Here is a 25631-nt window from a genome sequence, read left to right as displayed (position 1 = left end):
TGGTCAAGTATCCGATTTGATCAGCTTTCCTCGGCAGACCGTTGGGCTTTCTCGATTGGGCCGTTTGGTTCGAAAGTGACGACATCCGACTATCAGGAGAGTGGCGTCCCGTTCATTCGAGGTGTGAATCTGGCCAGAGGAGTATTTGTTGACTCCGACTTCGTCTTCATCTCGGACGAAAAAGCTGATGAGATTGAGTCCGCCGTTGTTGCATCGGGGGATCTTATTTTCACGAGAAAGGGGACTGTTGGTCAAGTCTCGATGATCCCGAGGGAGCCGCTTTATGACCGGTATGTGATCTCGGGAAGTCAAGTGAAGGCGCGTGTCGATGAAAGTAAAGCCGTGCCGGAGTTTCTCTACTACTGGTTCGTGTCACCTGCAGGGCGTCGCAGCATTCTAGAGCATGCCGTTACTACCGGCGTGCCGAGTTTGGCAAATTCTCTGGCGAGCATTCGAGGTTTGATGGTCCCCTGCCCGCCCCTTGCAGAGCAGCGCTCGGTTGCGGCATTTCTCGGGGCGCTGGACGACAAGATCGCTGTCAATGAGCGCATTGCGACCACGGCGCGCGGATTGGGAATGGCCCTTTTCGTTCAGGCAATCCAAGGCGATGGGGCGGTGGATGTCGAGGTCGATTCGGTGGTAAATGCTCTGATGCGTGGCGTCGCTCCGAAGTATTCGGACGCCCCTGATGAGCTTATCGTCCTGAATCAGAAATGCATTCGGGATGGGCGGGTGAACTTGTCTCCGGCGCGTAGGACGCTGGGTGAGAAGGTGAAGCCCCCGAAGCTGCTGAACCGAAACGACGTTCTGGTGAACTCGACTGGAGTTGGAACCCTCGGGAGGGTGGCTCGCTGGACTTCCGATAGTAAAGCGACGGTTGACTCGCATGTGACTATCGTGCGATTCGACGCTCAGCAGGTCGACCCTGTCTGCGCAGGGTTCGCGATGTTGAGAGCTCAGCCGGATATCGAGGCTATGGGCGAAGGTAGTACGGGCCAGACGGAACTCCGACGGGCCCAGGTAGGGGGCCTAGAGATCACCTTGCCCAGCACTTCGCGGCAGCGCGAACTCCGAGTCAAGCTTGACTCACTTGAAGACCGTGCCGACCAGGCGCTGATTGAGTCCGTTGCCCTCGCCGCCCTCCGCGACACCCTCCTCCCCCAACTCATGTCCGGCCGCCTCCGCGTCAAGGACGCCGAGAAGATTGTCGAGGACCACGCATGACCACGCACGGGAACGACAACGGCAGCAGCGAGACCCCCAACACCCCCAACACCCCCAACACCCCCGGCACCCCCACCCCCGACAACTTCCGCCCCCTCGAACTCGACTGGGAGCTCCTCGCCCTTGAAGAGCTCCTGGAGCTCGACTGGCCGAAGGCCGATGGCAATGAGCTCGCGCCCGGATCCGGTCACCGCCGTTCCTGGGACGACCTGATCCTCTACTCCGATCTTCACGAGGCCATCGAGAGGCTCAACCCCAACCTCCCCCCAGAGGCCGTCCGTGAGGCCCTCGCGACCGCCGCGACCCCTACCTCCCAGGACACGTACGAGGAGAACCGGACCGCGCACGGCTACCTGACCGACGGCGTCCACTCCGTCACGTACACCGACGCGCTCGGCGCCGAGCACACACCGACCGTCCGGATCGTCGACCTGGAGAACGCGGACGCGAACACGTACCGCGCCGTCCGCCAGGTGACCGTGATCAACGGCGAACGCAACCGCCGCTTCGACCTCGTCCTGTACGTCAACGGTCTCCCGCTCGCCGTCATCGAGCTCAAGCGCGCCGGCGACCCGAACGCCACCCTCGCCGCCGCGCACACCCAGATCCGGCATTACGTCGAGGAGTTCCCGACCGCCTTCCGCTGCAACGCGGTCGTGCTGCTCTCCGACGGGATCACCGCCAAGTACGGCACCCCGTTCACCCCGTACGAGCACTTCGCCCCGTGGAACACCGACGAGTTCGGCGCCCGAGTGGACACCGTGGACGCTGCCGCCGTCCACGCCGACGTCGACATCCCGACCGGCCAGGACCTCGCCCTGCACGGCCTGTTCACCCAGCCCCGTTTCCTCGCCCTCGTCCGGTCCTTCATCAACTTCGTGCCCGCCAAGCGCATGAAGCGGATCGCGAAGCCCCACCAGTACTTCGCGGTCACCCGCGCCGCCGACGCCGTACGCCGCGCCGCCGCGACCGACGGCAAGGCCGGCGTGGTCTGGCACACCCAGGGCTCGGGCAAGTCCGAGGAGATGGTGTTGACCACCAACCTCGTCATGCGTGACCCCGCCCTGCACAACCCCACGGTCGTGGTCGTCACCGACCGCACCGACCTCGACGACCAGCTCTTCGAAACGTTCAAGGAGAGTGAGGTCCTCCCGGAACAGCCCCACCAGTTCCTCAACCGCTCCGAACTCCGTGAAGAACTCGCCGCCAAGCGCACTGGCGGCATCCTCTTCACCACTCTGCAGAAGTTCGGCCGCACCAAACTGGAGAAGGAATCCGGGACCGACCACCCCCTCCTCTCCGAGCGGCGCAACATCGTCGTCGTGGTCGACGAGGCCCACCGCAGCCACTACGACCACCTCGACGGCTACGCCCGTCACCTGCGCGACGCCCTCCCGCACGCCACGCTGCTCGCCTTCACCGGCACCCCGATCTCCGAGGCCGACCGCAACACCCGCGAGGTCTTCGGCGACTACATCGACACTTACGACCTCAAGCGGGCCGCTGACGACGGCGCGACCGTGAAGGTCTACCACGAGAGCCGCGTCGTCCGGCTCGTCCTCGACCACGACGTTGACCCCACCACCATCGACACCGAGGCCGACCGCATCACCGACGGTCTGGACGACACCGAGCGCACCCGCGTGGAGCAGGCCGTCGCCACCATGAACGCCATGTACGGCGCCCCGGCCCGGATACGCGACCTGACCCAGGACCTGGTCGAACACTGGGAAGCGCGCCGTGCGGCGATGCTGCCGTTCGTCGCGGATGCCGACGACGCACCCGGCGGAGCCCCCGGCAAGGCGATGCTCGTCTGCGCCACCCGTGAGATCTGCGTCCTCGTCTACGACGCCTTGAAGATCCTGCGCCCCGACTGGCACACGGACGACCCGACCACCGGCGCCATGAAGATCGTCTATTCCTCGGACTCCCGCAAGGACTCCAAGGAACTGCGCGCCCACGCCCTGCGCGACTCCCAGCGCAAGGCCGTCATCAACCGTGCCAAGGACCCCGAGGACGAACTCCAGCTCCTCATTGTCAACAACATGCTCCTGACTGGTTTCGACGCGCCGGCCATCCACACCATGTACCTGGACCGGCCGCTGCGCGGCGCCGGCCTGATGCAGGCCCTCGCCCGCGTCAACCGCCGCTTCCGCAAGAAGGAGGACGGCCTCCTCGTCGGTTACGCGCCGCTCACCGAAAATCTCCAGAAGGCCATCGCTGAGTACTCTGCCGACGACCAAGCGGACCAGACCCTCGGCCAGGACATCGAACGCGCCCTAGACGAACTGCGCAATGAGTACGACATCCTTGATCAGATGCTCCTCGGCTGGAACTGGCGCGAACGCCTCTCCCGCCCCGACCCGAAGGCATTCATCAAGGCGGCCTACACCACGGCCGAGTACCTCCGAAGCCCCGCCACCCCGGGCAACAACCCCGACCAGCTCGACGACCCGAACCAGACCCTCAGTCGCCGCTTCCGCGAACACGGCTACCGCCTGGAACGCTTCTTCGCCTTGGCCGGCTCCTCCGCCGACATCTCCTCCCGGTTCGGCGACCAGCCGTACTGGAAGCGCGACATCCAGTTCCTCGTCGAGGTCCGTACGTACATGGCGAAGCTCGACGCCATGGACCGCGAGGCCCAAGGCCTGCCCGTCGCCCGTGACGTCGCTCTCTACCTCTCCCAGCTCACCTCTGCCGTCGTGGAGACCGGCGGCGTCACCGACCTTTTCTCCGAGGCCGGACTGGACAAGGCCGACCTCACGCACCTCAACGACGCCCTCGTCGGCCGCCTGCAGAACAGCGAAACCCCGCACCTGGCTGCCGAAGCCCTGCGCCGTCTCGTCGAGCAGAAGATGCGCGAGCAGACCCGGCACAACATCGTCCGCCAGACCGCGTTCTCGGAGCGCCTCCAGAACCTGATGACCCGCTACATGCGCCAGCAGCTCACCAGCGCCGAGATCATCGCCCAGCTGGTGGAACTGGCCAAGACGGTTGCGGAGGACGCGCGGCGAGGTGAGAAGTTCACCCCGCCGCTGGGCGACGACGAACTCGCCTTCTACGACGCGGTCGCCGACCTCGGCAGCGCCCGCGACCTCATGGGCGACGAGATCCTCTCCGGCATCGCCCGGGACCTCGTGGTCCAGGTCCGCAAGAACCTCAAGAAGGACTGGATCGCCCGCGAACCGGTCCGGGCTAGGCTCCGCGCCACCATCAGGCGCCTCCTGGCCCGCCACGGCTACCCGCCGGAGCAGTCCAAGGAAGCGATCGATCTGGTGATCCGTCAGATGGAACACTTTGCCGACAAGTGGTCCCAGGACGGCTCGGCCGCCGACGCATAGCCCTCGCTCATCTTGCTTCTGGCCCCGGCAAGCGTCTGCTTGCCGGGGCGGTCGTCTGCCCGACCGGATGTCCTTCGTGGGGTCGGCAGGGGCTGCGCCCGATCGCCTTATGGAAAAAGCAAATTCCCGTGCTGCGAGACGTGAGGTGCGTCAGGCCACTACTTTCAAGTCCGCGGAACGAACCGCAGAACTGCTAACTGCTGGTGGAACCGAGGGAGTCGTGGCATGTCGCAGCGAGCGCTGCTGTTGGTGGTGGTCGTCCTGACGTCCGTGGTGGTGGGGCTCGTGGCCGGCATCCTCGATTTCGTGGGCGCGGGAGAGGTCGTCACGGCCATCCAGAACGGTGGTGCCGCCTGCGGAGCCGCTGTTCTCATCGGGCTGGCGGTCGTCTCCTGGCTGAGGTCGTCGTGACCCAGGAGGAATGGGCGAACGAAGAGAGGCGGCTGAAGTACCGGCGAGTGCTGCGGGCCGTCGAGAAGCTACGCAGCGTCGCCGATGCTGCGACGACGTACCGGTTTGCCTTTCAAGTGGTCTACCTTCACTGCTGGTCCCGCCATGGATCACTGGCGGAGGTGGACTGGTTGTGGGGGCCGGGTTCGGGGTCAGCCGGGGCCAGGCTCGGCGCAGTGTGGCCGCGTACGCCCGTTGCTCGCGCCCACAGTCTTCCTGCGTATCGCGACGAAGGTGTGAGCCGTCCCTTCGAGCTCATCGACCCGGCCCTCCGTGAGCTGATCGCGGAGGTGCGGCAGCTGGATCCGGACCCGAGGCTCCTTGACGTGCTCCTCGACACGTACTCGACACGCTATGCGCGTGGCGATGACTACTTCACGTCAAACGACCTGGCGTACCTCTTCGCGGGGCTGGCCGCTCCCCGAGGAGGCGAGATTGTTCGGGACCCGGTGTGCGGCAGCGGGCGACTGCTGCGCGCCGCCGCACACCGGGCTCGGGCACAGGGGGGTGAAGTGCGCTTGTCCGGTGCGGATATCAACCGGACGGCGCGTTATGCCGCAGCCGTCAACCTCGCCCTGCACGGATTCCTTGCCGACCTCGGCAAGGAAGGAGCTGACACCCTCAGGGCCGGCACTTCGCCGATACCGGCCGACGTGATCGTCGCCAACCCTCCTGTGAACCAGCGGGACTGGGGGCACGGTGAACTGAAGGACGACTGGCGGTGGACCCTGGGGGTGCCACGTCCGGGTAACGCGAACTTCGCCTGGGTCCAGCACATCCTTGCCGATCTCACGCCACAAGGACGGGCCGTCGTTCTGCTGTCTTCCGGCGCGGCGCACAGCAGCAACAGTACCGACGGACTGATCCGCCGTGGGCTGCTGGAGAACGGTCTGGTCGTGGGCGTCGTGGCCTTGCCGACGTGGCTCTTTCCGCATGCCAGCGCGAGCACGGCGCTGTGGCTGCTGGCCAAAGGGGAGCGGCCGCACTCCGATCAGGTCTTGTTCGCGGATGCAGGGAAACTGCCAGCAGCGAAGGAGGGGCAGCGGCGCCACTTCGCAAAGGACTCGGCCGAACGCCTGCTGCAGATCTTCGGCGAATGGCAGGGACTTCGAAGCCGTGAGGGCGAGGGGGACCCTGAATCCGTCCCATGGTGCCGTGCGGCGAGGTACGAGGAAATCGCTGAGGCCGGCTTCGATCTGACCCCCGCACGCTACGTACGGAACGGGGGCACCGCGCAGTTGCATTCAAGTGACGGAGACCGGAACCGGAAGGCCGAGCTGTATGAGTGCATGGATCGTAGCGCCGCAGCCAGGAACCGAGTCCGTGATGCCCTGGAGAGCAGGCATGACTACAGAATCGGATGATGTCCCCACTCCGTGGCCCGTCGTTGAGTTGCGTGAGTTCCCTGGGGTCGAGTACGCCGCCTACGGAATTGCGCGACAGCAGAAGGCATCCGGCGGAATCCCGATGATCCGCGCCACAGAGATCGTCGAGGGAGGTGTGCACGTCCAGGAGTTCACATTTGTGCCTCCCGATGTGGCCAGACGCCACCCACGCAGCACGCTGAGGTCTGGGGACCTCCTTGTCGTGCTCGTGGGGCGTGTGGGGGAGGCAGCAGTTGCAGGGGAGGAGCACGCAGGATGGAATGTCGCCAGGTCGCTCGCGGTTGTCCGCTGGACACCAGAGGGCCGCGCCCAACAATGGGATCTGTGGCTTCGATGGTGGCTGAAGACCTCGCAGAGCCAGAGCTATCTCACGCTGTCCTCGTCGAACGCCGAGCACATGACCTTGCCTCTGCGAGCACTCAACCGACTTCCCGTGCCAGTGCCTCCAGCGCCGGTGCGGGAGAGGCTGCTTTCGCTGATCTCGCTTGCTGAGCGCAAGAATGCGTTGAACACCCGGATTGTGTCTTGCGCGACGGAAATAGCGGATGCGCATTTCATGGAGGCGCTGCAGACGTGCGGGCAAGGTCCCGCTACCGAGCGTGCAGTGGGCGAAGTGTGTCGGGTTACGGCTGGTGCGGCACAGTCTCTGCCAGACAGCGAGCAGTCGGCTATGCCGTGGGTGTCTCCCCGCGAAGTACTGAACTGCAAGACAGTACATCTGGGTGCAGTGACTTCACGCACCGTGGCGCAAGCGGAGGTTGTATGCCCGTCCGGCAGCCTCTTGATCGCGCCGCGTCCCGGGGAGGTGCGGACCGTGCTCACTACTACCCCGGTAGTGCCAGGTCGGCGGACGCTCGCGATTTACACGGAGTCCGAGGTCGATCGGATGTGGTTGTTGCACTCGCTGCGTTACCGGAGGCGGGAGTTAACGGTCGTTACGCAGGGTGAGCAGGCCCGCGCGATGAGGCGCAAGGACTTTTCCCGCTACAAGATCCCCTGGCCGACCGATGCGGTGAGGCGGGACTTCGCCAGGCGTGCTGCTGCCCTGCACGACCTCGCCTACGCCTCCGCCAGGGAGCGACACGTGATGGAGGAGCTGGTGGTGCACGAGCTGGAGAAGGGGGGCCTGGCGCGTCGCACTTCGGCCAGCTGAATGCCGAGCTGATCCACGTTGCCCCTCTCTGGAGCACGGAATCCAACGCTTTGAACGAACGGCGTAGTACCGCGCGCACCGTTTCTCCGCTGGCGGTCCGAGGGAGCCCTGACCAGCCATGTTTGGGGCGCCCCCGGCAGGACTCGAACCTGCGGCCAAGCGCTTAGAAGGCGCCTGCTCCATCCGCTGGGCTATGCAGGCTGACCTGCGGAAGTTTTTGACTATACCCCACCAAACCAGGGGCATACGGGATCTGTGGACGCTCGCGCCGGCCCCTAGGTCTGGACGTACATTCTGGGCGGCGGCCAGGCGGCGGAGCTGGCCGCCGGCGCCCGGGAAGACCGCGAGTGAGTGTGAGCGCTGTGCTGTTCTGCGAGGTTCGGCGCGGTGGCACGAGCCTGATACGGCGTGCGTAGAAGTTCCGCAGACTTCAGGCATGTGTGGGCGCTGCCGGGTAGCGTTGGCGATCTTCGGCCTTCTTGCACTTCGTCGCGCATCCCGTGCTGGGATGGTGCTGGGATGCGCCCGCATTTCCGCAGTTCACAGCCTTGTGGTGGAGTTCCGCTTCAACGTCTCATACGTTCGGCGAAAGGCCGTCTGACCTGCGGCGGAGCGGGTCGGGCGGCCTTTGCGGTCCGCACGGAGTCCGCAGCGTGCTGGATGGGCCCGGCACGCGGGGGGCGGTTACGCCGTTTCGCTGACCTGTGGCTGGGCCTCGGCGGACCGGCCCGCGTACGCCTTGCCGACGGCGGCCCGGGTCCGCCCCACGGAGTCGGGCCACAGGTGGGTGTAGAAGTTCAGCGTCATGGCCGCGTTGGTGCCGCAGATGCCGCCACAACGTCGATGATCCAGCAGAATGCGCATGTCGGAAGACACCTGGACTTTGAGGTCTGACCCCTTCCGACCTGCACTGTCCGGGACGATAAAGAGCAGCTGCCCTGCAGTGGTGTGCTGCCAAGAGGAGCCTCGAAGAGCTGACCGACTACCGGATCAGCTTCCGTCCTCGTCTCGTGGGCGGGATTCGGCGCGACGGTGAGGACTGTGCGAGGGGTCCCAGAGGTGCGAAGATCGCATGTCGTCCTCGCCCCTCTCCCACCAGTTGCTGTTCCTTTCGTTCGCGCTGTTCTCCGCCCCCCAGGACGTGAACGTATCCCCGCCCGTGCCGGTATCCGGGTCTGTGGCCATGTCGGTGAAGAACGGGCCCTCAGAGGTTGGAGAGTGGGGCGGCGGCCAGGGCGTAGTGGTGTCCTCCTCGTTCGATGTGTCGTCTTCTGGCCTTTCGTCGGGGGCCATGCCAAAGGCCAGTCCGATCTCGTCGGCGGCCTCGTCAAGCCCCTCCGCCTTGAGAAACCGCATCACACGGTGTACGAGCACTGCGTACCCGTCCATGTCCGGCTTGAGGCCCGCAGCCGTCAGCAGCAGGCGCAGCCGATCCGAGACCCCCACTTCCTCCTCGCGGTCGAACAAGTCCCCTGCAAGGCCACCCTCCTCCCAGGACGGTCCCCCGACGGTCGCCTCGCTCCGCGCGCCCACGGGTGGAACGAGCAGATGGCGGAAGACATCGGGCACCTCCTCGTCGTTTGCGGCCGCCGCGATCTGGGCGAGCGGGCCGATCATGTGGACCGCCTTCTCGATTTCGTTCTCGTGGCGGGCGAGCCACCACACCACCGCGCTGCCTGCACTCTTGAGTACATCGCCGCCGAGGTAACGTCGCTTGTTGCGCTCGTGCTCGCGCTCGTATTCCCAGATCTCCTCGTCCTTGCGGAGATCGTTCAGCTTCCGAAGACGCTCACGGTCGGCGGGAGCGAGGGTCAGCGTCACATCCGTCGCCAAAGCCTTCACCCGATTGTTCCGGTCCGGGAGCGGAACGCCCAACTCCCCGTCCAGGAGATACTGCGCGAAGCTGGCCCGGCCGGGTTCCTCGTGGCGGACGACCTCCCGGGCCCGGCTGACGACCGAGGAGGCGGCGAGAGCCGGGGAGGCGTCGTCCGACCAGCCGGCGTGGTCGGGAACCGGCTTCCACCAGACAGTGGCGGAGAAGAGGAAGTCGTAGCCGTCCGTCCCGCTCGGCAACACCGCGTCGATCACCCGTGTCTCCCGGTACGGCTGCTCCGCCGGCCTTGCGGGCGCCTCGGGTTCCCTGGGCTCGGAGGGGGCAGCCGATGCCGGGCCATCGCTGAGGACCGTCATCAGGAGCAGCAGGGAGCCCGAGGCCGTGACCATGGACATGAACCCCCATAGCCACACCGACCAGTGCACAAGGTTTCCGAGCGCAGCCGGTGCGAGGCCGCAGAGAGCGACGAACAACAAGCGGGGAAGTCGGGGTCTCATTGTGGCTCTTCCGTAATCCGTGGTCCGGCGTCCGCACGCTCCGTGCGGCCGTACTGCACGTGGTCGATGTACTGCCAGAAAAGGGCGGCGACCGCTGCTCGGGACGGGTGGCGAGCGGACCCAGCCCAGCCGCAGGTGATGGTGTAGAGGCGGTGGAGGGCGACCGCGCGGCCACGGGTTGCCCCAACCATCAGGTCCAGCGCCATCCTCCGTGTGCTGTCGCCTGCCACTGCGTTCAGCCAGCTGCTCACCAGCGGATTCCAGAGTTCCGTCGGCGGCTGGGAGAACACCGCCCCCCAGCCCAGGAACAGGTCCGGCCACGGCGGCGGGTCCGGCGCCCGGTCGCTCCTCAACAGGTGTGTGAGCAGTTGGAGATGAGGCTCTGGCCCGTGCTGCCCCCGACGCGCCCGGTCCCGCAGGCGGTCGATCAGTAGTCGGTACAGTCGACGGTCGCGGCTGGCGAGGTCGAGAAGCGCCAGCTGGGCCTCGCGCGCTGCCTCCCCTTTCCGAACGGCAAGGTAGTGGAGCCTGACCACCGCCTGATCGGGGTGCGTGGCGCTGAGGCTCTGGACACAGGCTGTGGTCAGGACACGGACGAGACCGTCCGACAGAAAGCTCGATCTCGCGACGCACTCATACATCCGTTTGCGGAACCATCCCCCGAACCTCTCGTGTCCAAGGCCGAGTTCGAGTGCCGCCACGGCCCGCGGATCACAGGGTGTTCCGGTCGCGCGGTTCGCCCAGCGCGCCACCAGGTCGAAGAGATGGTCGGGCTGGCCTGCGGCCAGAGCTCGCTCGCCGAAGCGGACGACGATGTTCACCCGGTCGTCGGTGGTCAGACCGCGTAGCCCGGCGGCGCGGCCGATCCAGTCCCTGAGGTCGTCACGTACTCCGGGGAAGTTCGCCCAGAAGTACGTCCGTACCGCGTCCGCGTAGGCGAGCCGTTCGAAGCGGAGACGTCCGTCCGGATCCCGCTCGATCCCGAGCCCCGCTAACCGCTCTCCGAAATCGGTCCGCGCGAGCTCGGTTGTCGTTTCCTCCTCGTGCCTCACCGTCTTCATCAGGCCGTGCCACGCCTCGTAGACGATGTCGGCGCGGACCTCCTCGAACATTGCCGTCGCGAGCAGCAGGGCCCGCTCAGGCGTGGTGCGGACAGAGGCCACCTGCCGGCCCACCTCGCCGGCACGGTCGGTCACCGCGTGCATCGCCTGATCCAGCCATCCCGCGAAGTCGGCGCCGAACCGGCCGCTGTCACGAGCGGCTCTCACCAGTCCTGCGAGCCGCGCCAGTTCCCACATGGGGGAGCGGTCGCACAGGTGCTGGAGGTCAGCGCTCCTCAGGTCGGCAGGGCGGAAGGGCATCCGGTCCATGCGGAGGTACCGGGTGATGACGGCGATACCTCTGGGGCGTCCCAGCCTCACCGTGTGCAATTCGAGATCGGGTGGGTGGGCGTGCTCCATGCCCGACGGCAGGACGACGACCATGTGGGCCCCCGCCTCCTGGACCTGTGATCGGCGTACGGCCAGGCGGCGCTGGGCCTTGTCGTACGTCTCCTCATCGGCGATTCCGGAGAGGTCGAGGAGGAAGCGGTCCCCCATACCGGGAATGAGAGGGTTCTCGTCCTTGCCCGTGACAGGGAGCTCTTCGAACCGGACCCCCTCCTCATCGGCGCCCCCGTCCTCACCGAACCCGTGCAGCAGCATGATTGCTGCGGCGCGGCGGCCGCTGCCGGGCCGCCCTTCCAACAGCACCACGGATCCGGGTTTCTCCAGACGGTCGGCGGCAACGCGGTAGCCCGTCGGCGGAACAAATCGGTTGGCCAGGTGCACCCGGTCCTCGCGGGTTATCCGGAGGGACTCGACCCCCCTGCGGATCATCCAGTCCGTGCCGACGCCGTAATAGACATACTGGTGCCCCTCGCCGTTGTTCACCGGCCCGCGAGGATCGTTGACGGTGACACGGTCCTGCTCAGTCATCGTCCGTCGTCCGAATGCCGGCGCTCTCGCTCGAAGCGCTGGTGGACCGTGCCGCTGTTGTCGCCCGCTGTGAACTGGACCCCAGTGTTGTCACCCTCGAAGTGAGGTGCGTTGTACTGGGGCCCCCAGCCGGTGTTCACAGGCCCCTGAGGTTCATTGACGAAGGTGCCTGACAGGTCTCCGTTGAGGTTTCCGATGCCGCCGCGCACGCGCTGCTCGACATCGTGCGTCCGCATCCTGGTGTGCCCGGCGTCCCGGGCCGACTTCTTGCGGGACTTTCCCTTCGCCCGTTCCGGCACCGCACGGGCGTCCCGGTCCACCGCACCCAGCTCGGGCAGGAGCCGGGCGAGGCTGTCACCGAGCGCCGTCAGGTCCGATTCGGCGTTGCGGTGGTCGAACCGCCTGTACTGACAGTCTGCCAGCTCCAGCAGATCGTCCGGAAGGAGCGCGCGGTCGATCCGCGTGGCCTTTCCGACTAGCACAGGGATCACGAGGACCCCGCGGTCGAGCGCGGTGTGGATCTCGCGGCGGGTCCAGTCCTGCTCGGTTTGGAGGGCAGGGCGGCCGTCGGCCCCCCGTACCTCCGCCCAGCGCGGGCCGATCACTGCGAGGAGTGCCTCACACTCCTCTACAGCCCTGACCAGTTCCACGGGAAAGCGACGCCCGGGCTCGATCGAGTTGCTGGCGAAGAAGATCCGCTCGTCACCGAACCGACGGGCGAGTTCTCGAGCGACCATGGTCGCTGCGGACTCCTCATCGCCTGTGCGGTAGTTGACAAAGACGTCGGGCATGAAGCTTCCCTTCGTGAAGGAGGACGGGGCGAACGGGCGCGGGGCTACGGGGCAGCCCAGGCCATGAGGTTCCGACCACGTGGGCGCATGGCGCGTCCACGGGAAGGCGTGCGGATGGAGGTGTGCTGCCTGGTGCGTCACCGGTCGCGGGCAGCCTGAAGAAGCCGAGGCGCGAGGCGACGCGTCGAGCGGTGATCAGAAGGGCCCGTCGGAAACCGTGGGAGCCGGAGGGACCGGAGATCCGGCGAGCCGGACGGTTCGAATCTGTGTGGGTCGTGGAGCGACTGTCAGTCGTGCGCCGGGGCGAGTACGTGCGCTAGTGAGGGCTGCAGATCACGTACGGCGCGACTGCTCCGGAATCGGGAGAGTTCCCGTGCGAGACGCCGGATGTCGCTGTTCACCGTCGCTGAGGGCACGGCTGGCATCACTCCCAGGAGATCCCCGGCGATCGCGCACGCATGCTCGACCTCCCCCGAGGCTGCATGGGCCAAGGACCGGCGGAAGCCGTACCGGGCGCGGGTGCGCAGCGCATGCGGCGGGAGGCGGCGGTACTCCCGGTCGAGTGCCTCGGCGGCGGCCTTGGGGCGGCCGAGGTCGTGCAGGCACCAGCCGGTCGACATCGCCGCCGGATCGCTCACATGGGAGGTGCCGATCACGGGCTCGGCGCCGTTGCGGGCGTCGTCACTGGCAAGTAGTTCCCGCGCCTTGTCTAGGCTGCGGAGGCAGTCGACTTCGTTGCCGACGAGCGCGTGCCCCTGGGCCTCCCGTTGGGCCGCGAGTCCCCGGATGCGTGGCGGGAGTTCGCTGCTCTGGGCGCGGCGGGCCAGAGCGACGGTGCCGGCGGCATCCCCGCCGTACAGCGTGACCAGAGCGCGTCGCACCAGTGCGTAGGAACCGAGGTAGGGGTCACCCCCGGCGCGCGCCAGTTCGGCGGCCTCGCCCGTCCAGCCGAGTGCCGCATCGCTGTCCCCGGCCTCCTGAGCCATCCAGCCGGTGAACTCCGCGAACCGCGAGGCGAGCAGGAGCGCAGGGGCCCGAGAAACGGACCGGGCGTCGGCGGCTAGTCCGGCGATCATACGGGTCTGCGTCTCCAGCAGGGGCAGCAGGACCTTGGGCGCAGTGGACTGACCGAGCTTCCGCAGCTGGTCGAACTGCATGCGGAGGGAGGGCAGGAGGGGGGCATCGGTGGAGGACACCGCCTGACCGCCGAGTTGCAGGCCGAGGTCGATCAGCGCTCCCGTACCTGCGGAGAGGACCGTCCGGCGCCCGACGAGCCAGCGGCTCGGTCCGGCGTGGGGTTCGGCAGTGCCCGGGTCCGTCTCGGGACGGGTAACCAGGCGCTGCAACTTGCCGTCCGCGCCGAGGAAGGCATCACACCGCCGGGCCAGTTGGGGGGAAGCGGAACGTTCCCCACGCTCGACCTTGCTGAGGTGCCCCTTGTCGTAGTTGAGCGCCACGGAGAACTCGGTCAGAGTCAGCCCCGCTTCCACTCGTAAACGGCGGAGTTCAGGGCCAAAACTGGAAGTCGTGCTCATCATCAACCTCCCCTTGAACACTGATCGCGAGAGCCGTAAGCCCTCACGGGGAGTCGCCATCCGACGACCACCGGGCGACACGAAACCTGACGGGTCAACACCCGCTGTGACAGCATCGTTTCGCTTCGCATCCGAGAGCGAGTTTGGCATGAGGCGCGCCTGGAGAATCGAAGTTCGGCGGTGTTGCCCGTTGCCTCTTTAGTGCTCCGTTTTCCCGGTCCGTTCCTTGGAGTGACCGGGGCGATCGCCATCGGGACGACGTGATCGAGAGCGAGTGGATCATGGACGAGGTTCAGACATGGGTGAAGTCCCAGTGGAGGTACGTCCAGCAGTGCAGCTCAGCAGGGGCGTAACCGGGGTGGCCCCGGAGGCGGGCCGGCGCGTTGACCCACTGGTTCCTTTGGTGGGATATGTGTTCGGCCCGGCTCTTCGGGGTCGGGCCCTTGCTTATGCCGTCTACGAAGCAACGGTCGGCCACCGGGTGCGTTCCACCTGAGCGGGCGCCGAGGGCAGACGTCTTTGACCTGTACGTGGTCGTCGCACAGTTCCGACCAGTCGTCGCGCTCCTTGGTCAGTGCGAGGAACGGGTGGCGGGGAGCGCACTGCCATCGCGGCGGCGAGAGCGTCGATGGCGTACGTGTGGCCAGGCGCGCCACCGGCGTCGCTCAGCAGCAGCAGCAGCGACAAGGCCTGGGAGTCCAGAACCAGGGACCTGGCCGCGGGCTCCTTCAGGCGGCGCTGTCGTTCGTCGCGTAGGGCGCCGGTGTGTCACCGGGCAGTTCGCGCTGCGCCGCCTGGACTTCGGCCTCGCGCCGACTCCGTCAGTGGTGGCCGGTTCCCGGCAGGGGCCAGCCGGTGTAGGCCTCGGCGAGGTAGGTGCTGCCCGCGCGCGATTCGACGACGGTCCGCAGTTCGCCGAGCTGGCGCATACGGTCGAAGTCGCTCGCTCCGGGCTGGACGTGGAGCAGGCTCGTCATCCACCACGAGAAGTGCTGCGCCTTCCAGATGCGCTGCCGGGCGGTCTCGGCGAAGGAGTCGAACAGCGTCTCGTCCCGGTCGAGCAGCAGGGCGCGCAGCGCGTCGGTGAGCAGGACGACGTCGGCGACGGCGAGGTTCATGCCCTTGGCGCCGGTGGGCGGGACCGTGTGGGCCGCGTCGCCGACGAGGACGACGCGCCCCCGGCGCATCTCGTGCGCCACGAAACTGCGGAAGCGCAGCACGTCCCGCTGGAAGATCGGGCCCTCGTGGAGGGTGGTGCCGGGTACGCGGGCCTGGAGCATCTCCCAGAGCTGTCCTTCGTCGTACGCCTCGGTGTCGGTGTCCGGGTCGCACTGGAAGTACATGCGCTGTACGTCGGGGCTGCGCTGGCTGATGAGCGCGAAGCCGTCCGGCGAGTTGCCGTAGATGAGTTCCCCGGCGCTGGGCGGCGCCTCGCACAGGATGCCGAACCAGGCGAACGGGTACTCCCGGAAGTACCCCCCGTACGCGCCCGTCACGGCCTCGCGGGCGACACTGCGCGAGCCGTCGGCGCCGACCACCACATCGGCCTCGATCTCGATCGCGTAGCCCTCGGCGTCCCGCGCGAGGACGCGTGGCCGATCGGTCCCGGCGTCCTCGACGCGCTCGGCGGTCACTCCGAAGCGGAGGTCCTGGCCGGCGGCGAGACGCGCGGCGACGAGATCCTTCAGGACCTCGTGCTGCGGGTACAGCCACACCGCGCGTCCGACGGTGTCGGTGAAGTCGATCCGGTGCCCCTCGCCGCCGAAGCGCAGCTCGATGCCCTCGTGCTTCTGGCCGGCCGTCAGGACCCGGTCCGACGCGCCGGTTTCGGCGAGGACCTCGACAGTGCCCTGCTCCAGGATCCCGGCCCGGATGGTGGTCTCGATCTGTTCGCGGGTGCGGGAGTCGATGACGACGGACTCGATGCCGCACCGGTCGAGCAGGTGGGAGAGCAGCAGGCCGGCGGGTCCTGCGCCTATGACGGCGACACGGGTACGTACGGGCATGTCGTTTCCTTCGACGGGCCGACGGGGATGGCAGGGAGTCTGGCCCAGCCGGGCCCGGCCCACGACCGCTGTTCCCATTGAACGGGAATCGGATTTCGGGTCGCGTGGGGCCGGGGCTCAGGACGCCCTGGTGTCCCGGTGCCCGCCCGGCGCCTGGGGACGGTGCGTGCCCATGGTTGCCGAGATGCGGGCCGCCGCCGCGCGGAGCTCCTCGACCGCGAGACCGGTCGGCGCGTCGCGGGGCAGGACGACCGACAGCGCCGCGATCACCGGGCCGCGTCCCTCGCGGATCGGCACGGCGACACCGGTCGATACGGACTCGACCGAGCCCGGAGCCACCACGACGCCCTCACGGCGGATCCGGGCCAGGTCGCGGCGCAGCCGCGCGGGGTCGGTCTCGGTGCCCGGGGCCACCGCGTCGAGCGGTCCGGCGAGGATGCGTTCCCGCAGTTCTTCCGGGCCGTGGGCGAGCAGGACGAGCCCCGACGACGAGGCGTGCAGCGGCAGGCGTCCCGCGATCCGGGTGATGTTGGCGCCGGCATGCGGGTGGGACAGGCGCTCGACGAAGAGCGTCTCGTCGTTCTCCAGCACCGCCAGCTGGGTGTGCTCCCGCAGGCGGGCCTGCACGCGCTCCATGAGGGGCAGCGCCGCCTGACGCAGACGCAGGGCGTGCGATCCGCGCAGGGCCAGCTCCCACAGGCGCATGCCCAGGCGTACCCGCTGGTCCTCGTCACGCTCCAGGAGGCCGCACTCCAGGAGGTCCGCCACCATCCTGTGGCCGGTGGAGGACGGCAGTCCCGCGCGCCGGCTGATCTCCGTCGCCGTCTGGACGGTGCGGTCGGCGTCGAACGTCTCGAGGACGCGCACGATCCGTTCGGTGACCGACTCCCCGGAAGGCGAGTTCGCCATCGTCCGCCTCCGCTCCTGCCCCGCCCGCGGCGTGCCCGGCGAGCCTACCCGTCCCGTGTCACGAGATCGCCGTGCGGTGACGTGCTGTGCAGCTTTCGAAGGGCGCCGGCCGGTACGGTGAATTCGCCGAGCGCTGCGTTTCTTCCGCTATTCCCCGAGGATGTCCGGACCGGGATGCTCCGGGGCCTCGCTGAGAATGTCGGCGGTCTCGGGCAGAGGCGGGTCGGACGGTGCATTCGGTTCGTCGCTCGCGATTCCGGGCAGCTCCACCGGCGCCTCGGTGGAAAGGACGCCGGCATTGCTCACGGGCAGGGACGGAATAGAGAGGCGCGGAGCGGGCGACCGGAGTTCCGCAGTCACCGAGAGGGAGTCGATTCGCAGCTCCAGGGCTGCCGCGTTCGCCGGCCCATAGGTTTCCGGTGACCTCTTCGTGGTGGGGAGCGCGGTGCCCTGGACCGTGCGCGTGCCGCGCCCCGCGCCGGGGGAGGGGGAGGGCGTCCGAGGGCGGTCCGGGGCCGTACGGAGAGAGGGGAACGGTTCGGAGCGGGCGGCCGGCGGGGCACCCGCCCGTGGGGGGCGGCTGTCGGGCGGGCCGGGGGAGGGGAGGGGCAGAAAGGCTCCCGCCACGGCGACCGTCGCCGCCGAGGCCGCCACGGCCGACCGGGTCGTGCCCGTACCGGGGAACCGGCGTACGCACAGCCATGCGGTCACGGCCAGGGCGAGGCTCGCCGCCAGGGCCTCCCGCAGTGACCTCCTGGCCCTGGCGAGCAGTGACTCGGTCGCCCGGTAGCTCAGCCCCATGGTCCGGGCGACCTGTCCGACGTCGAGGTCCTGGGACCGCAGCCGCAGCGCCTCTGCCTGGCGAGCCGTGAGCAGTTCCCTCCCGCGGCCGGCCAGCCACCGGGCCTCCGCCCGGTCGCACGCCGCTTCCTCGACCTGGCAGGGGTCGACCGAGGTGACGGGAAGGCTCCGGGCCAGCTCCGCGTCGCGGGCGATCCTGCGGTGCCGTTCGGCGCACGCGCGGACGGTCGCGCGCCTGAGCCAGGGGCGTAGCCGGCAGTACCGGACGTCCGGGTCCTCCACCGCGCGGATCATCGCTTCGTGGACGGCGTCCTCGGCCTCGTCGTCACTGGGGGCGCGGAGGCGCGCCAACTCCAGCAGCTCCTCCCGATGGCTCCAGACGAGCTCCCACCGGTTGCCGGGGCCGCGAGGGCGGCGCGGGGTGTGCGGGTCGTCCCTCACGTGCGAAGCCCTCCGGCCGTCGTCCAGGGTCCGGTGTGCGAAGGTCCTGGTGCCCCCACGCCCTTACGCCCCGCGACCTGGCTGGTATCGGGGCATACGGGTGCGGTGTGGGATCAGACCGAGAGCGTGGCGGCGGAGCCGAGGCCGGCGACGCCGAGCGCGTTCACACCGACGGCGCCGGAGAGTTCTGCGGAGAGGGGCGACTCGAGGGAGACGGCGCCGGCCAGGCCGCCGAGAAGGCCGCCGGAGACGTTGTCCAGGTCCGTGTCGGAGATTTCCTGGGTCTGTATCTGGGGAGCGGAGCTCATGAGGTGAATTCCCTTCGCGGTGCTTTCGAATGGCAAGGGCCGACCCCGTCAGGAAAGAGGGCCCTCGCTGTTTTCGCGGAAATCGGCGCTTGTGCGTGCCTGAATGCGGCACATGCTTCTGCGGATCCGCGATGAGAAGGATGAAAGCACGTGGGCGCGTTGCGGGGCCACCCGGACCGCAGTCCTGCGTAACGCCTCGGGCGGTCGGGAAACCGGGGAGCGCACAACGCTCCATGGACCGGTACAACTTCTCCACGTGACCGCCCGACGGATGTTCCGGCCGCCCGTTCTGCGATCCCCCGCGAACAGGACATTCTCGGCCGTGCGCGCCCTGGTCGCGCTTCTGGCGTGGCGAGCCGCCGGAGGCGCCCCGGCATCTGCGCACGAGGTGTGCAGATCCGCCGCAGACGGGCACCGCTCCGGCGCCTGCCCCTGTGCCCCGGCCCGTCGTCCGGCAGGTCCGGGAAACAGCGCCGCGACCGTGGGACGGGGTGGCTGGGCAGGGGGAAGGGGCCGGTCGCCGGGCGGGAAGGCCGTGGCGGTGAAGGTCGTCCACCGCCATCCGGCCGGGCCGCCGGAGGTCCGGCGGCGATTCCGGCTGGAGGCCACGGCCGCGCGGGCTGTCGGTGGCGCGTCCACCGCGCCGGTGGTGGCGGCCGGCCCGGAGGAAGCGACACGGTCGCAGACCTGGGGGGACGTGCGGAAGGAGTTACCGGGCCTGGGGAGTGACGGTCAGTTCCGTCACCCCTGCCGGCTTCTCCGCGTCCGCGGAGCGCACCGTCAGCCGGATCCTGCGGGCCGAGTCTTCCGGCCGGAACGGTCGCCAGGTGCGGCCGTCCAGGGAGGTCTCCAGGGTGTGCGCCGCCGGGGTCACGTCCGACCAGCGAGGGGTGAGCGCGGCGATCCGGGTCGCGTCGCGCAGCGCGACCGTCAGGGAGCCGGACGCGCCGTCAGGTGACCAGGACGTCGACGGGCTGCCGTCCACCGCCGCCTCGGCGTACAGCCCCGGGGCCTCGGAGGTGGCCGTCGCGGGGCGGCAGCGGGCCGCGTCCGGCGTGGGGGTGAGGTCGGGGCGGCGGGTGGGGAGCGTCAGGGTGCCGGAGAGGCGGCGCGGGCCCGCGGGGGTGTGGACCGTGAAGGGGGCACCCTCCGTCAGCCGGACCGTCGTCGTCCGGGGGCCGACGGCGACGTCGTACGTACGGCCCCGGTAGCGCAGCCCCGTCACCTCCACGCCGTCACGGAGCTGGGGCGGCAGCAGCGGGTCCAGGCGTACGCCGTCCTCGCGCAGCCTGAGCCCGGTGAGCCCGTGCGTGAAGACCTGGAGGAGGCCGCCCTTCCCGGTGAGGAAGTCCTCGGCGGGGAAGCCGGACAGCGGGTCCTGGGCGCCGGACTTCGCCCCCCGCGCCTCCGAGAAGAGGTGGTACGGCCCCCGGACGAACGGGCGTACGGCGCGCCGGAGATACGTGTACGTGGCGCAGCCCGGCTCCCCGATCGCGGCGGCGTCGATCGCGTGCACCGAGTCCGTCATCGCGGGCCCGTCGGGGTCGGTGCGGGCGGCGTAGTGGTCGAGGGTCGCGGCGGCGGCCCCCTCCTCCATCGGCCACTCCAGCGGGTAGATCAGCAGGACCGTGTCGGCCTGCTTGATGGTCGAGCCGTTGTAGCCGGCGTACTGCAGGAAGATCTTCCGCTCGGCGTCGTACGGGATGCGCAGCCCGTCGGCGACCCGGGTCCAGGCGGGGGGCGCGGGGTGGCCGAGGATCTCGGCGGCTCGGGTGGCGTGGCGCAGGGCGGTGGCGGCGACGGCGTTGGTGAAGACGCCGTCCGTGACCCCGTTGCTGTACTCGTCGGGGCCGGCGACGTTCTTCACCGACCAGCTGCCGTCCTCGTTCGCCGTGGCGCGCGACCCCCAGAAGTCGGCGATGCCCTTCAGCAGGGGCCACCCCCGGCCGGCCAGCCAGGCGCGGTCACCGGTGGCCAGGTAGTACTGCCAGACGGCGAGCGCCACATCGCCCTGGAGGTGGTTCTGGGTGAGGCAGTGCGGCGGGTCCCAGCTCTGGCACTCGGAGTCGAGACGCCCCTGGCTCGCGCTGGTCCAGGGGTAGAACAGCCCTGCGTACCCCAGCTTCTCCGCGTTCGCGCGGGCGGCCGTCCGTGTCCGGTAGCGGTACTCGACGACGGACCGGGCGAGTTCGGGGCGGGTGACGAGCAGCCCCGGATACATCCACGTCTCGGCGTCCCAGAACACCATGCCCGCGTAGTTGTCGCTGGTCAGGCCGGCCGGGGCGATGCTGTCCGACGCACCGGGACGGGTGCCGGCGAGCAGTCCGTACTGGGCCGCCCGCAGCCACGCCTGGAGGTCCGGGCTGCCGGGCACCCGCACGTCCGAGGCCCAGGCGGCACGCCAGGCCGCCGCGTTCCCGGCGAGGACCCCGGCCCAGCCGCGCCGGGCCGCGCGCTCGGCGGCGGCCTCGGCGGAGGCGAGCGGGGTGCGGGAGGTGAGAGCGGTGTCGACGCCGACGTACTTCTCGAAGGTGTACGAGCGGCCCGCGCCGACCCTGGTGGTGCGAGCTCCCCGGGTGCCCCGCTGGACGATCGCGCCCTCGGTGCCCGGGCCGAGGGTGCGGAAGGTGCCGTCGTCGCCGGCGGTGACCCGTCGCGCACCGCGCTCGTCCAGCCTGCCGGTGACCGTGGCGGTGCCGCTCCAGTGCGGGGTCATCGTCAGGCGTACGGCGCCGGTGTGCACGTCGGAGCGGTCGGTGAGCACCTCGTAGGTCAGATCGGTGGCGCGGCCGTCGGCCGTGGTCCAGCGCAACGAGGTGACCACGACGCCGCAGCGGAGATGCAGGGTCTGACGGTAGCGGGAGATCCGCCCGGGAGGGGTGGCGGAGCCGTACGTCTCGGAGCCGACGCGCAGGTCGAGCGTGGTCCAGCTCGGCAGCGCGGCGATCACCTCGCGGCCCCCGGCCAGGCTCCCCTCGCGGCCGTACAGCCCGGAGACGAAGGCACCGTCGTACCGTGGGGTGTAGAGAGGCCAGCCGGTCTTCTCGCCCGTGGCGGCGTATCCCGCGCCGGTGGCGGGCACGCGGTGGCCCAGATAGCCGTTGCCGACGTAGGGGTCGTAGCCCTCGGCCTCGCCGAAGGTGGTGGACGCCGGCGCCCACGAGGGGTCGGCGGGGGAGTCGGCCCCGCCGCAGACGGGCGAAGGGGTGTGCCCGGCCGCGTACGAGAGCGGGGGCAGGGGGGCGATCAAGGCGCCCGCGACCAGGGGCGTGAGAAGGGAGATGCGCTTGAGGCTCACCGTACGAAAGGTAGGGAAAGCGGCGCTGCCCGCGCGGTAGCGGCGCGCGGGGGCAGCGGACCGGTCCACGGCCGGAGAGGGAGAGCGGCATGTCGTACCCGGAACCCGTCTACCAGGGCGGTGAGGGCGAGGTCACCGCGCAGTACCGCTCGGCCGACACCGCCCCGAACCTGCTCACACGCAGTGGCGGAAACACGCACTACCTCGCCACGACCGCGTCGACCCACGGCGAGTTCGGGCTCTACCGCGTCACCCTCGGCCCGAGAGCCGGCGGCCCGGCCACGCACTTCCACCGGTCGATCTCGGAGTCGTTCTTCATCCTCGACGGGACGGTGCGGATCTACGACGGCGAGCGGTGGACCGACACCACGCCGGGTGACTTCCTCTACGTGCCGCAGGGCGGCCTGCACGCCTTCCGCAACGACGCGGAGGAGCCGGCGTCGCTGCTGCTGCTCTTCACGCCGGGCGCACCCCGCGAGGAGTACTTCGAGAAGGTGCACCAGGTCTCCGACTGGCCGGAGAAGGAACGCGCGGAGTTCTTCATCAAGCACGACACCTACTGGACCGACTGACGGGCCGTCGGATTCAACGGCGCGGCACCGGCCCCACGGGGCAGCCGCCACGGCCTCGGTGACCGTCAGGGCGCCAGGCCCGTCTTCAGGCCCGCCCCGCAGAGCGGCACCACCACGCTCCGGTCCGTCACGTCCCCGACGGCCGCCCAGCAGGCGACCCCCGTGGTCTCCACGAAGAAACCCCGCGCGGCGAGGTCCCGCTGCGCCGCCCTGATCCTGTCCTCCGCCACGGTGAGGAAGGTGCCGCCCGATTCCCGTACGGCCGCGAGGATCTGCCGGGCGCGCGGCGGGCGGGGGATGGCGATCCCCTCGGCGAGGGTGGGTGATGCCCGCCCGGGGACGTCCGGCAGGTCCTCCGCCCCCGCGTGGAAGGCCGCCGCCAGCGGGGACACCGCCTCGGCCTGTACGGCGATCAGGGCCGGGCGGCGGTCGATCAGCCCGGCCGCGAGGAGCTCCCCGGTGGCCAGGGCGGCGCCCAGCAGCAGGGTGCCGTTGCCGACCGGTACGGCCAGGGCGTCCGGCAGGGTGCCGCCCAGCTCCTCCCAGATCTCGTACACGTACGTCTTCGTGCCGTGCAGGAAGTACGGGTTGAAGACGTGCGAGGCGTAGAAGGTGCCCGCCTCCCCGGCGGCGCTCCGTGCGGCGGCGGCCGTCGCCTCCCGGCCTCCGGGCACGACCTCCGGACGGGCGCCGTGCGCCCGGATCTGTTCGGTCTTCTTCGGGGAGGTGCCCTCCGGGACGTACACCGTGCACGGCAGCCCGGCGCGCGCGCAGTAGGCGGCGACCGACGTGCCCGCGTTGCCGCTGCTGTCCGCGACGACCCGCTCCGGGGCCAGCCGGCGGGCGAGCTCGACGAGCATGACCGCGCCACGGTCCTTGAAGGAGAGCGTGGGCATCAGGTAGTCGAGCTTGGCCGAGACCCGGGCGGTGAGGGGGACGAGCGGGGTCCGTCCTTCGCCGAGGGAGACCTCCGGGGCGGAGAGGGGAAGCGCCTCTTCGTAACGCCAGAGTGAATTGACGCGTCCGCTCAGCGCGTCGGGACGCACCGCTGACAGGTCGTCGGCGGCGAGGTCCCACGGGCCCTCGCAGACGGGGCAGCACCAGGTCAGCGTGGTCGCGGCGGCCCGGGTGCCGTCCCGTGGGCAGAGGTAGGAGGCCGTGGGTGTCCGTGTGTCGGGCATGTGGCCAATGTATGGCCCGGCGAGTGACACCCTTGTGCGATTCCTATGGATCGGCCAATCTTTCGCTCAGCAGAGCGCGCCGCTCACATGAAGCCACATGGAGCGCGGAGCACTCCGCGTCTGGTTTGTCATGCTCATGACCAACCGGTGATCCAGCCTGTCGTGTCATCCACCTGACGCACCCCCAGGTGACGCGATGCGGGCCGTGCACCCCCATGCATCCCCACCCAGCGCACCGCAACCGAGGAGGCTTTCCCCCCATGGCAGCAGAACGTCGTTCCGCACGCTACGCGCGAAGACTGGCCGCGACCAGCGTCGTCACCGGCGCCGCCCTGGCGCTCGCGACCGCCGCCGCCTTCCCGGCGGCGGCGTCCGGCAGCGCTCCCGAAGGCCGGATCGAGAACGCGGGTGCCCCGGGCACCATCAGCGGCAGCTACATCGTCACGCTCGACGAATCCGCAGCCGACGCGGGCTCCCGAGCGGGCAAGGCGCTCGCCGCGGAGTACGGCGCCACGATCAAGAGGACCTACCGCTCCGCGGTCAACGGCTACTCGGTCGAACTCTCCGCCGCCCAGGCGAAGAAGTTCGCCGCCGACCCGGCCGTCGAGTCCGTCGTGCAGAACCGGACCTTCACCATCTCGGGCACCCAGCCCTCCCCGCCCTCGTGGGGCCTGGACCGGATCGACCAGACCGCCCTGCCGCTGAACAGCAGCTACACCTACCCGGACAAGGCGGGCGAGGGCGTCACCGCGTACATCATCGACACCGGGGTGCGCATCAGCCACAGCGACTTCGGCGGGCGTGCCTCGAACGGCTACGACGCCATCGACAACGACAACGTGGCGCAGGACGGAAACGGCCACGGCACCCACGTGGCGGGCACCGTCGCCGGGACGTCGTACGGAGTCGCCAAGAAGGCGAAGATCGTCGGCGTGCGCGTCCTCGACAACAGCGGCTCCGGCACCACCGACCAGGTCGTCGCGGGCATCGACTGGGTGACGGCGAACGCGGTCAAGCCGGCCGTCGCCAACATGAGCCTGGGCGGCGGGGCGGACTCGGTGCTCGACGCCGCCGTGCAGAGCGCCATCAACTCCGGCATCACCTTCGCCGTCGCGGCGGGCAACGAGTCGACCAACGCCTCCACCAAGTCCCCGGCGCGCGTGGCCGCGGCGATCACGGTCGGCTCCACGACCAGCACCGACGCCCGCTCCAGCTTCTCGAACTACGGCAGCGTCGTGGACATCTTCGCGCCCGGTTCCTCGATCACCTCGACGTGGAACACCGGCGACAGCGCCACCAACACCATCAGCGGTACGTCGATGGCGAGCCCTCACGTCGCCGGCGCGGCAGCGCTGTACCTCGCCGACCACCCGGGCCAGACCCCGGCCCAGGTCTCCGCAGGGCTGGTGGCCGCCGCGACCAGCGGCGTGGTGACGAACCCCGGCACCGGCTCCCCGAACAAGCTGCTGAACGTCGGCTCGGGCGGCACCACCCCGCCGCCCACCGGCAGCAAGTTCGAGAGCACGACCGGCTACGCCATAGCCGACAACTCCACGGTGGAGTCCCCGATCACCGTCTCCGGCGTCAGCGGCAACGCGCCGTCCGCGCTCAGCGTGCCCGTCAACATCACGCACACCTACTCGGGTGACCTCAAGATCGACCTGGTCGCGCCCGACGGTTCGGTCTACAACCTGAAGGCCTACGGGACGGGGGGCAGCGCCGACAACGTGATCACCACGTACACGGTCAACGCCTCCTCCGAGACCGCCAACGGGACCTGGAAGCTCCGGGTGTCCGACAACGCCACCTACGACACGGGGCGGATCAACTCCTGGGCCCTGCAGTTCTGACGCGGGCCGTGAGCTGAACCGGTGAACGCGAGGCGGGGCCGGTGCCCCGCCTCGCCTCCGTCCCCCGGCCGCGGAAGGG

18 protein-coding genes are annotated in these 25631 nt (G+C 69.3%); 7 read left to right on the top strand and 11 right to left on the bottom strand.

All coding sequences use genetic code 11. From position 1 onward, the window contains the following. The first annotated feature begins 75 nt into the window (after positions 1–75). The 5 genes from ACFY8O_RS03225 (at position 76) to ACFY8O_RS03205 (ending at position 7553) form a co-directional block, all read left to right on the top strand. Positions 76–1224: a restriction endonuclease subunit S gene (locus ACFY8O_RS03225; RefSeq protein ID WP_387898314.1), complete on the top strand. Its 1149-nt coding sequence runs from the start codon at positions 76–78 to the stop codon at positions 1222–1224. Continuing rightward, on the top strand, positions 1221–4565 hold the full coding sequence (locus ACFY8O_RS03220) for a type I restriction endonuclease subunit R (RefSeq protein ID WP_387898311.1): 3345 nt from the start codon (positions 1221–1223) through the stop codon (positions 4563–4565). Before ACFY8O_RS03225 ends, ACFY8O_RS03220 begins: the two co-directional genes overlap by 4 nt. A gap of 225 nt (positions 4566–4790) precedes the next feature. Then, complete coding sequence (locus tag ACFY8O_RS03215) at positions 4791–4976, top strand: hypothetical protein (RefSeq protein ID WP_387898308.1); 186 nt, start codon at positions 4791–4793, stop codon at positions 4974–4976. Further along, positions 4973–6379 carry an N-6 DNA methylase gene (locus ACFY8O_RS03210; RefSeq protein ID WP_387898305.1) on the top strand — a complete coding sequence of 469 codons (1407 nt, stop codon included), beginning with the start codon at positions 4973–4975 and terminating at the stop codon, positions 6377–6379. The genes ACFY8O_RS03215 and ACFY8O_RS03210 overlap by 4 nt, the downstream gene beginning before the upstream one ends. Then, on the top strand, positions 6360–7553 hold the full coding sequence (locus ACFY8O_RS03205) for a hypothetical protein (protein ID WP_387898302.1): 1194 nt from the start codon (positions 6360–6362) through the stop codon (positions 7551–7553). The genes ACFY8O_RS03210 and ACFY8O_RS03205 overlap by 20 nt, the downstream gene beginning before the upstream one ends. A gap of 684 nt (positions 7554–8237) precedes the next feature. On the opposite strand, the gene ACFY8O_RS03200 is transcribed toward ACFY8O_RS03205, so the two are convergent. From ACFY8O_RS03200 to ACFY8O_RS03155, 10 genes are all read right to left on the bottom strand, one after another. Further along, the gene (locus tag ACFY8O_RS03200) at positions 8238–8417 is read right to left on the bottom strand and encodes a hypothetical protein (RefSeq protein WP_387898299.1); all 180 of its coding nucleotides are present in this window, start codon (positions 8415–8417) and stop codon (positions 8238–8240) included. Between the two features lie 126 nt (positions 8418–8543). Beyond that, positions 8544–9641 carry a hypothetical protein gene (locus tag ACFY8O_RS03195; protein ID WP_387898296.1) on the bottom strand — a complete coding sequence of 366 codons (1098 nt, stop codon included), beginning with the start codon at positions 9639–9641 and terminating at the stop codon, positions 8544–8546. Between the two features lie 239 nt (positions 9642–9880). Further along, a complete protein-coding gene (locus ACFY8O_RS03190; protein WP_387898293.1) occupies positions 9881–11860 on the bottom strand; it encodes a hypothetical protein in 1980 nt (659 codons plus the stop codon). Next, a complete protein-coding gene (locus tag ACFY8O_RS03185) occupies positions 11857–12651 on the bottom strand; it encodes a toll/interleukin-1 receptor domain-containing protein (RefSeq protein WP_387898291.1) in 795 nt (264 codons plus the stop codon). Before ACFY8O_RS03185 ends, ACFY8O_RS03190 begins: the two co-directional genes overlap by 4 nt. Positions 12652–12938: 287 nt before the next feature. Further along, positions 12939–14186 (bottom strand): helix-turn-helix domain-containing protein, encoded by a 1248-nt coding sequence (locus ACFY8O_RS03180; RefSeq protein WP_387898289.1) that lies wholly within the window; start codon positions 14184–14186, stop codon positions 12939–12941. Positions 14187–15007: 821 nt separating this feature from the next. Next, a complete protein-coding gene (locus ACFY8O_RS03175) occupies positions 15008–16192 on the bottom strand; it encodes a 4-hydroxybenzoate 3-monooxygenase (protein ID WP_387898286.1) in 1185 nt (394 codons plus the stop codon). A 117-nt stretch (positions 16193–16309) separates the two neighbouring features. Further along, positions 16310–17101 (bottom strand): IclR family transcriptional regulator, encoded by a 792-nt coding sequence (locus ACFY8O_RS03170; RefSeq protein ID WP_145803569.1) that lies wholly within the window; start codon positions 17099–17101, stop codon positions 16310–16312. Between the two features lie 147 nt (positions 17102–17248). Next, positions 17249–18343 (bottom strand): RNA polymerase sigma factor, encoded by a 1095-nt coding sequence (locus ACFY8O_RS03165; protein WP_387898281.1) that lies wholly within the window; start codon positions 18341–18343, stop codon positions 17249–17251. A gap of 113 nt (positions 18344–18456) precedes the next feature. After that, positions 18457–18651: a hypothetical protein gene (locus ACFY8O_RS03160; protein ID WP_145803565.1), complete on the bottom strand. Its 195-nt coding sequence runs from the start codon at positions 18649–18651 to the stop codon at positions 18457–18459. A 709-nt stretch (positions 18652–19360) separates the two neighbouring features. After that, the gene (locus tag ACFY8O_RS03155; protein ID WP_387898277.1) at positions 19361–21949 is read right to left on the bottom strand and encodes a glycosyl hydrolase family 65 protein; all 2589 of its coding nucleotides are present in this window, start codon (positions 21947–21949) and stop codon (positions 19361–19363) included. 89 nt (positions 21950–22038) lie between these two features. On the opposite strand from ACFY8O_RS03155, the gene ACFY8O_RS03150 reads away from it, so the two are divergent. Continuing rightward, entirely contained in the window at positions 22039–22521 is a 483-nt protein-coding gene (locus ACFY8O_RS03150; protein WP_387898274.1) for a cupin domain-containing protein, read from the top strand. Between the two features lie 65 nt (positions 22522–22586). Here ACFY8O_RS03150 and ACFY8O_RS03145 read toward each other — a convergent pair whose 3' ends face one another. Beyond that, positions 22587–23702: a threonine synthase gene (locus ACFY8O_RS03145; RefSeq protein WP_387898271.1), complete on the bottom strand. Its 1116-nt coding sequence runs from the start codon at positions 23700–23702 to the stop codon at positions 22587–22589. A gap of 260 nt (positions 23703–23962) precedes the next feature. Here ACFY8O_RS03145 and ACFY8O_RS03140 point away from each other — a divergent pair, with 260 nt between their 5' ends. Next, positions 23963–25552, top strand: coding sequence for a S8 family peptidase (locus tag ACFY8O_RS03140; protein ID WP_145803557.1), 1590 nt, complete (start codon positions 23963–23965; stop codon positions 25550–25552). Positions 25553–25631: the final 79 nt, after the last annotated feature.

The organism is Streptomyces argenteolus (genome assembly GCF_042902585.1).
GTDB classification, from domain to species: Bacteria; Actinomycetota; Actinomycetes; order Streptomycetales; family Streptomycetaceae; genus Streptomyces; species Streptomyces argenteolus.
The sequence above is the reverse complement of the archived record's forward strand: the minus strand, read 5'-3'. Positions and strand labels throughout refer to the sequence as shown.

What these genes read in the sequence shown, in the direction of transcription:
- ACFY8O_RS03220 (WP_387898311.1), top strand. Translation starts at nt 1,221, where the DNA reads ATGACCACGCACGGGAACGACAACGGCAGCAGCGAGACCCCCAACACC.
- ACFY8O_RS03215 (WP_387898308.1), top strand. Translation starts at nt 4,791, where the DNA reads ATGTCGCAGCGAGCGCTGCTGTTGGTGGTGGTCGTCCTGACGTCCGTG.
- ACFY8O_RS03205 (WP_387898302.1), top strand. Translation starts at nt 6,360, where the DNA reads ATGACTACAGAATCGGATGATGTCCCCACTCCGTGGCCCGTCGTTGAG.
- ACFY8O_RS03200 (WP_387898299.1), bottom strand. Translation starts at nt 8,417, where the DNA reads ATGCGCATTCTGCTGGATCATCGACGTTGTGGCGGCATCTGCGGCACC.
- ACFY8O_RS03190 (WP_387898293.1), bottom strand. Translation starts at nt 11,860, where the DNA reads ATGACTGAGCAGGACCGTGTCACCGTCAACGATCCTCGCGGGCCGGTG.
- ACFY8O_RS03185 (WP_387898291.1), bottom strand. Translation starts at nt 12,651, where the DNA reads ATGCCCGACGTCTTTGTCAACTACCGCACAGGCGATGAGGAGTCCGCA.
- ACFY8O_RS03180 (WP_387898289.1), bottom strand. Translation starts at nt 14,186, where the DNA reads ATGAGCACGACTTCCAGTTTTGGCCCTGAACTCCGCCGTTTACGAGTG.
- ACFY8O_RS03175 (WP_387898286.1), bottom strand. Translation starts at nt 16,192, where the DNA reads ATGCCCGTACGTACCCGTGTCGCCGTCATAGGCGCAGGACCCGCCGGC.
- ACFY8O_RS03170 (WP_145803569.1), bottom strand. Translation starts at nt 17,101, where the DNA reads ATGGCGAACTCGCCTTCCGGGGAGTCGGTCACCGAACGGATCGTGCGC.
- ACFY8O_RS03160 (WP_145803565.1), bottom strand. Translation starts at nt 18,651, where the DNA reads ATGAGCTCCGCTCCCCAGATACAGACCCAGGAAATCTCCGACACGGAC.
- ACFY8O_RS03150 (WP_387898274.1), top strand. Translation starts at nt 22,039, where the DNA reads ATGTCGTACCCGGAACCCGTCTACCAGGGCGGTGAGGGCGAGGTCACC.
- ACFY8O_RS03145 (WP_387898271.1), bottom strand. Translation starts at nt 23,702, where the DNA reads ATGCCCGACACACGGACACCCACGGCCTCCTACCTCTGCCCACGGGAC.
- ACFY8O_RS03140 (WP_145803557.1), top strand. Translation starts at nt 23,963, where the DNA reads ATGGCAGCAGAACGTCGTTCCGCACGCTACGCGCGAAGACTGGCCGCG.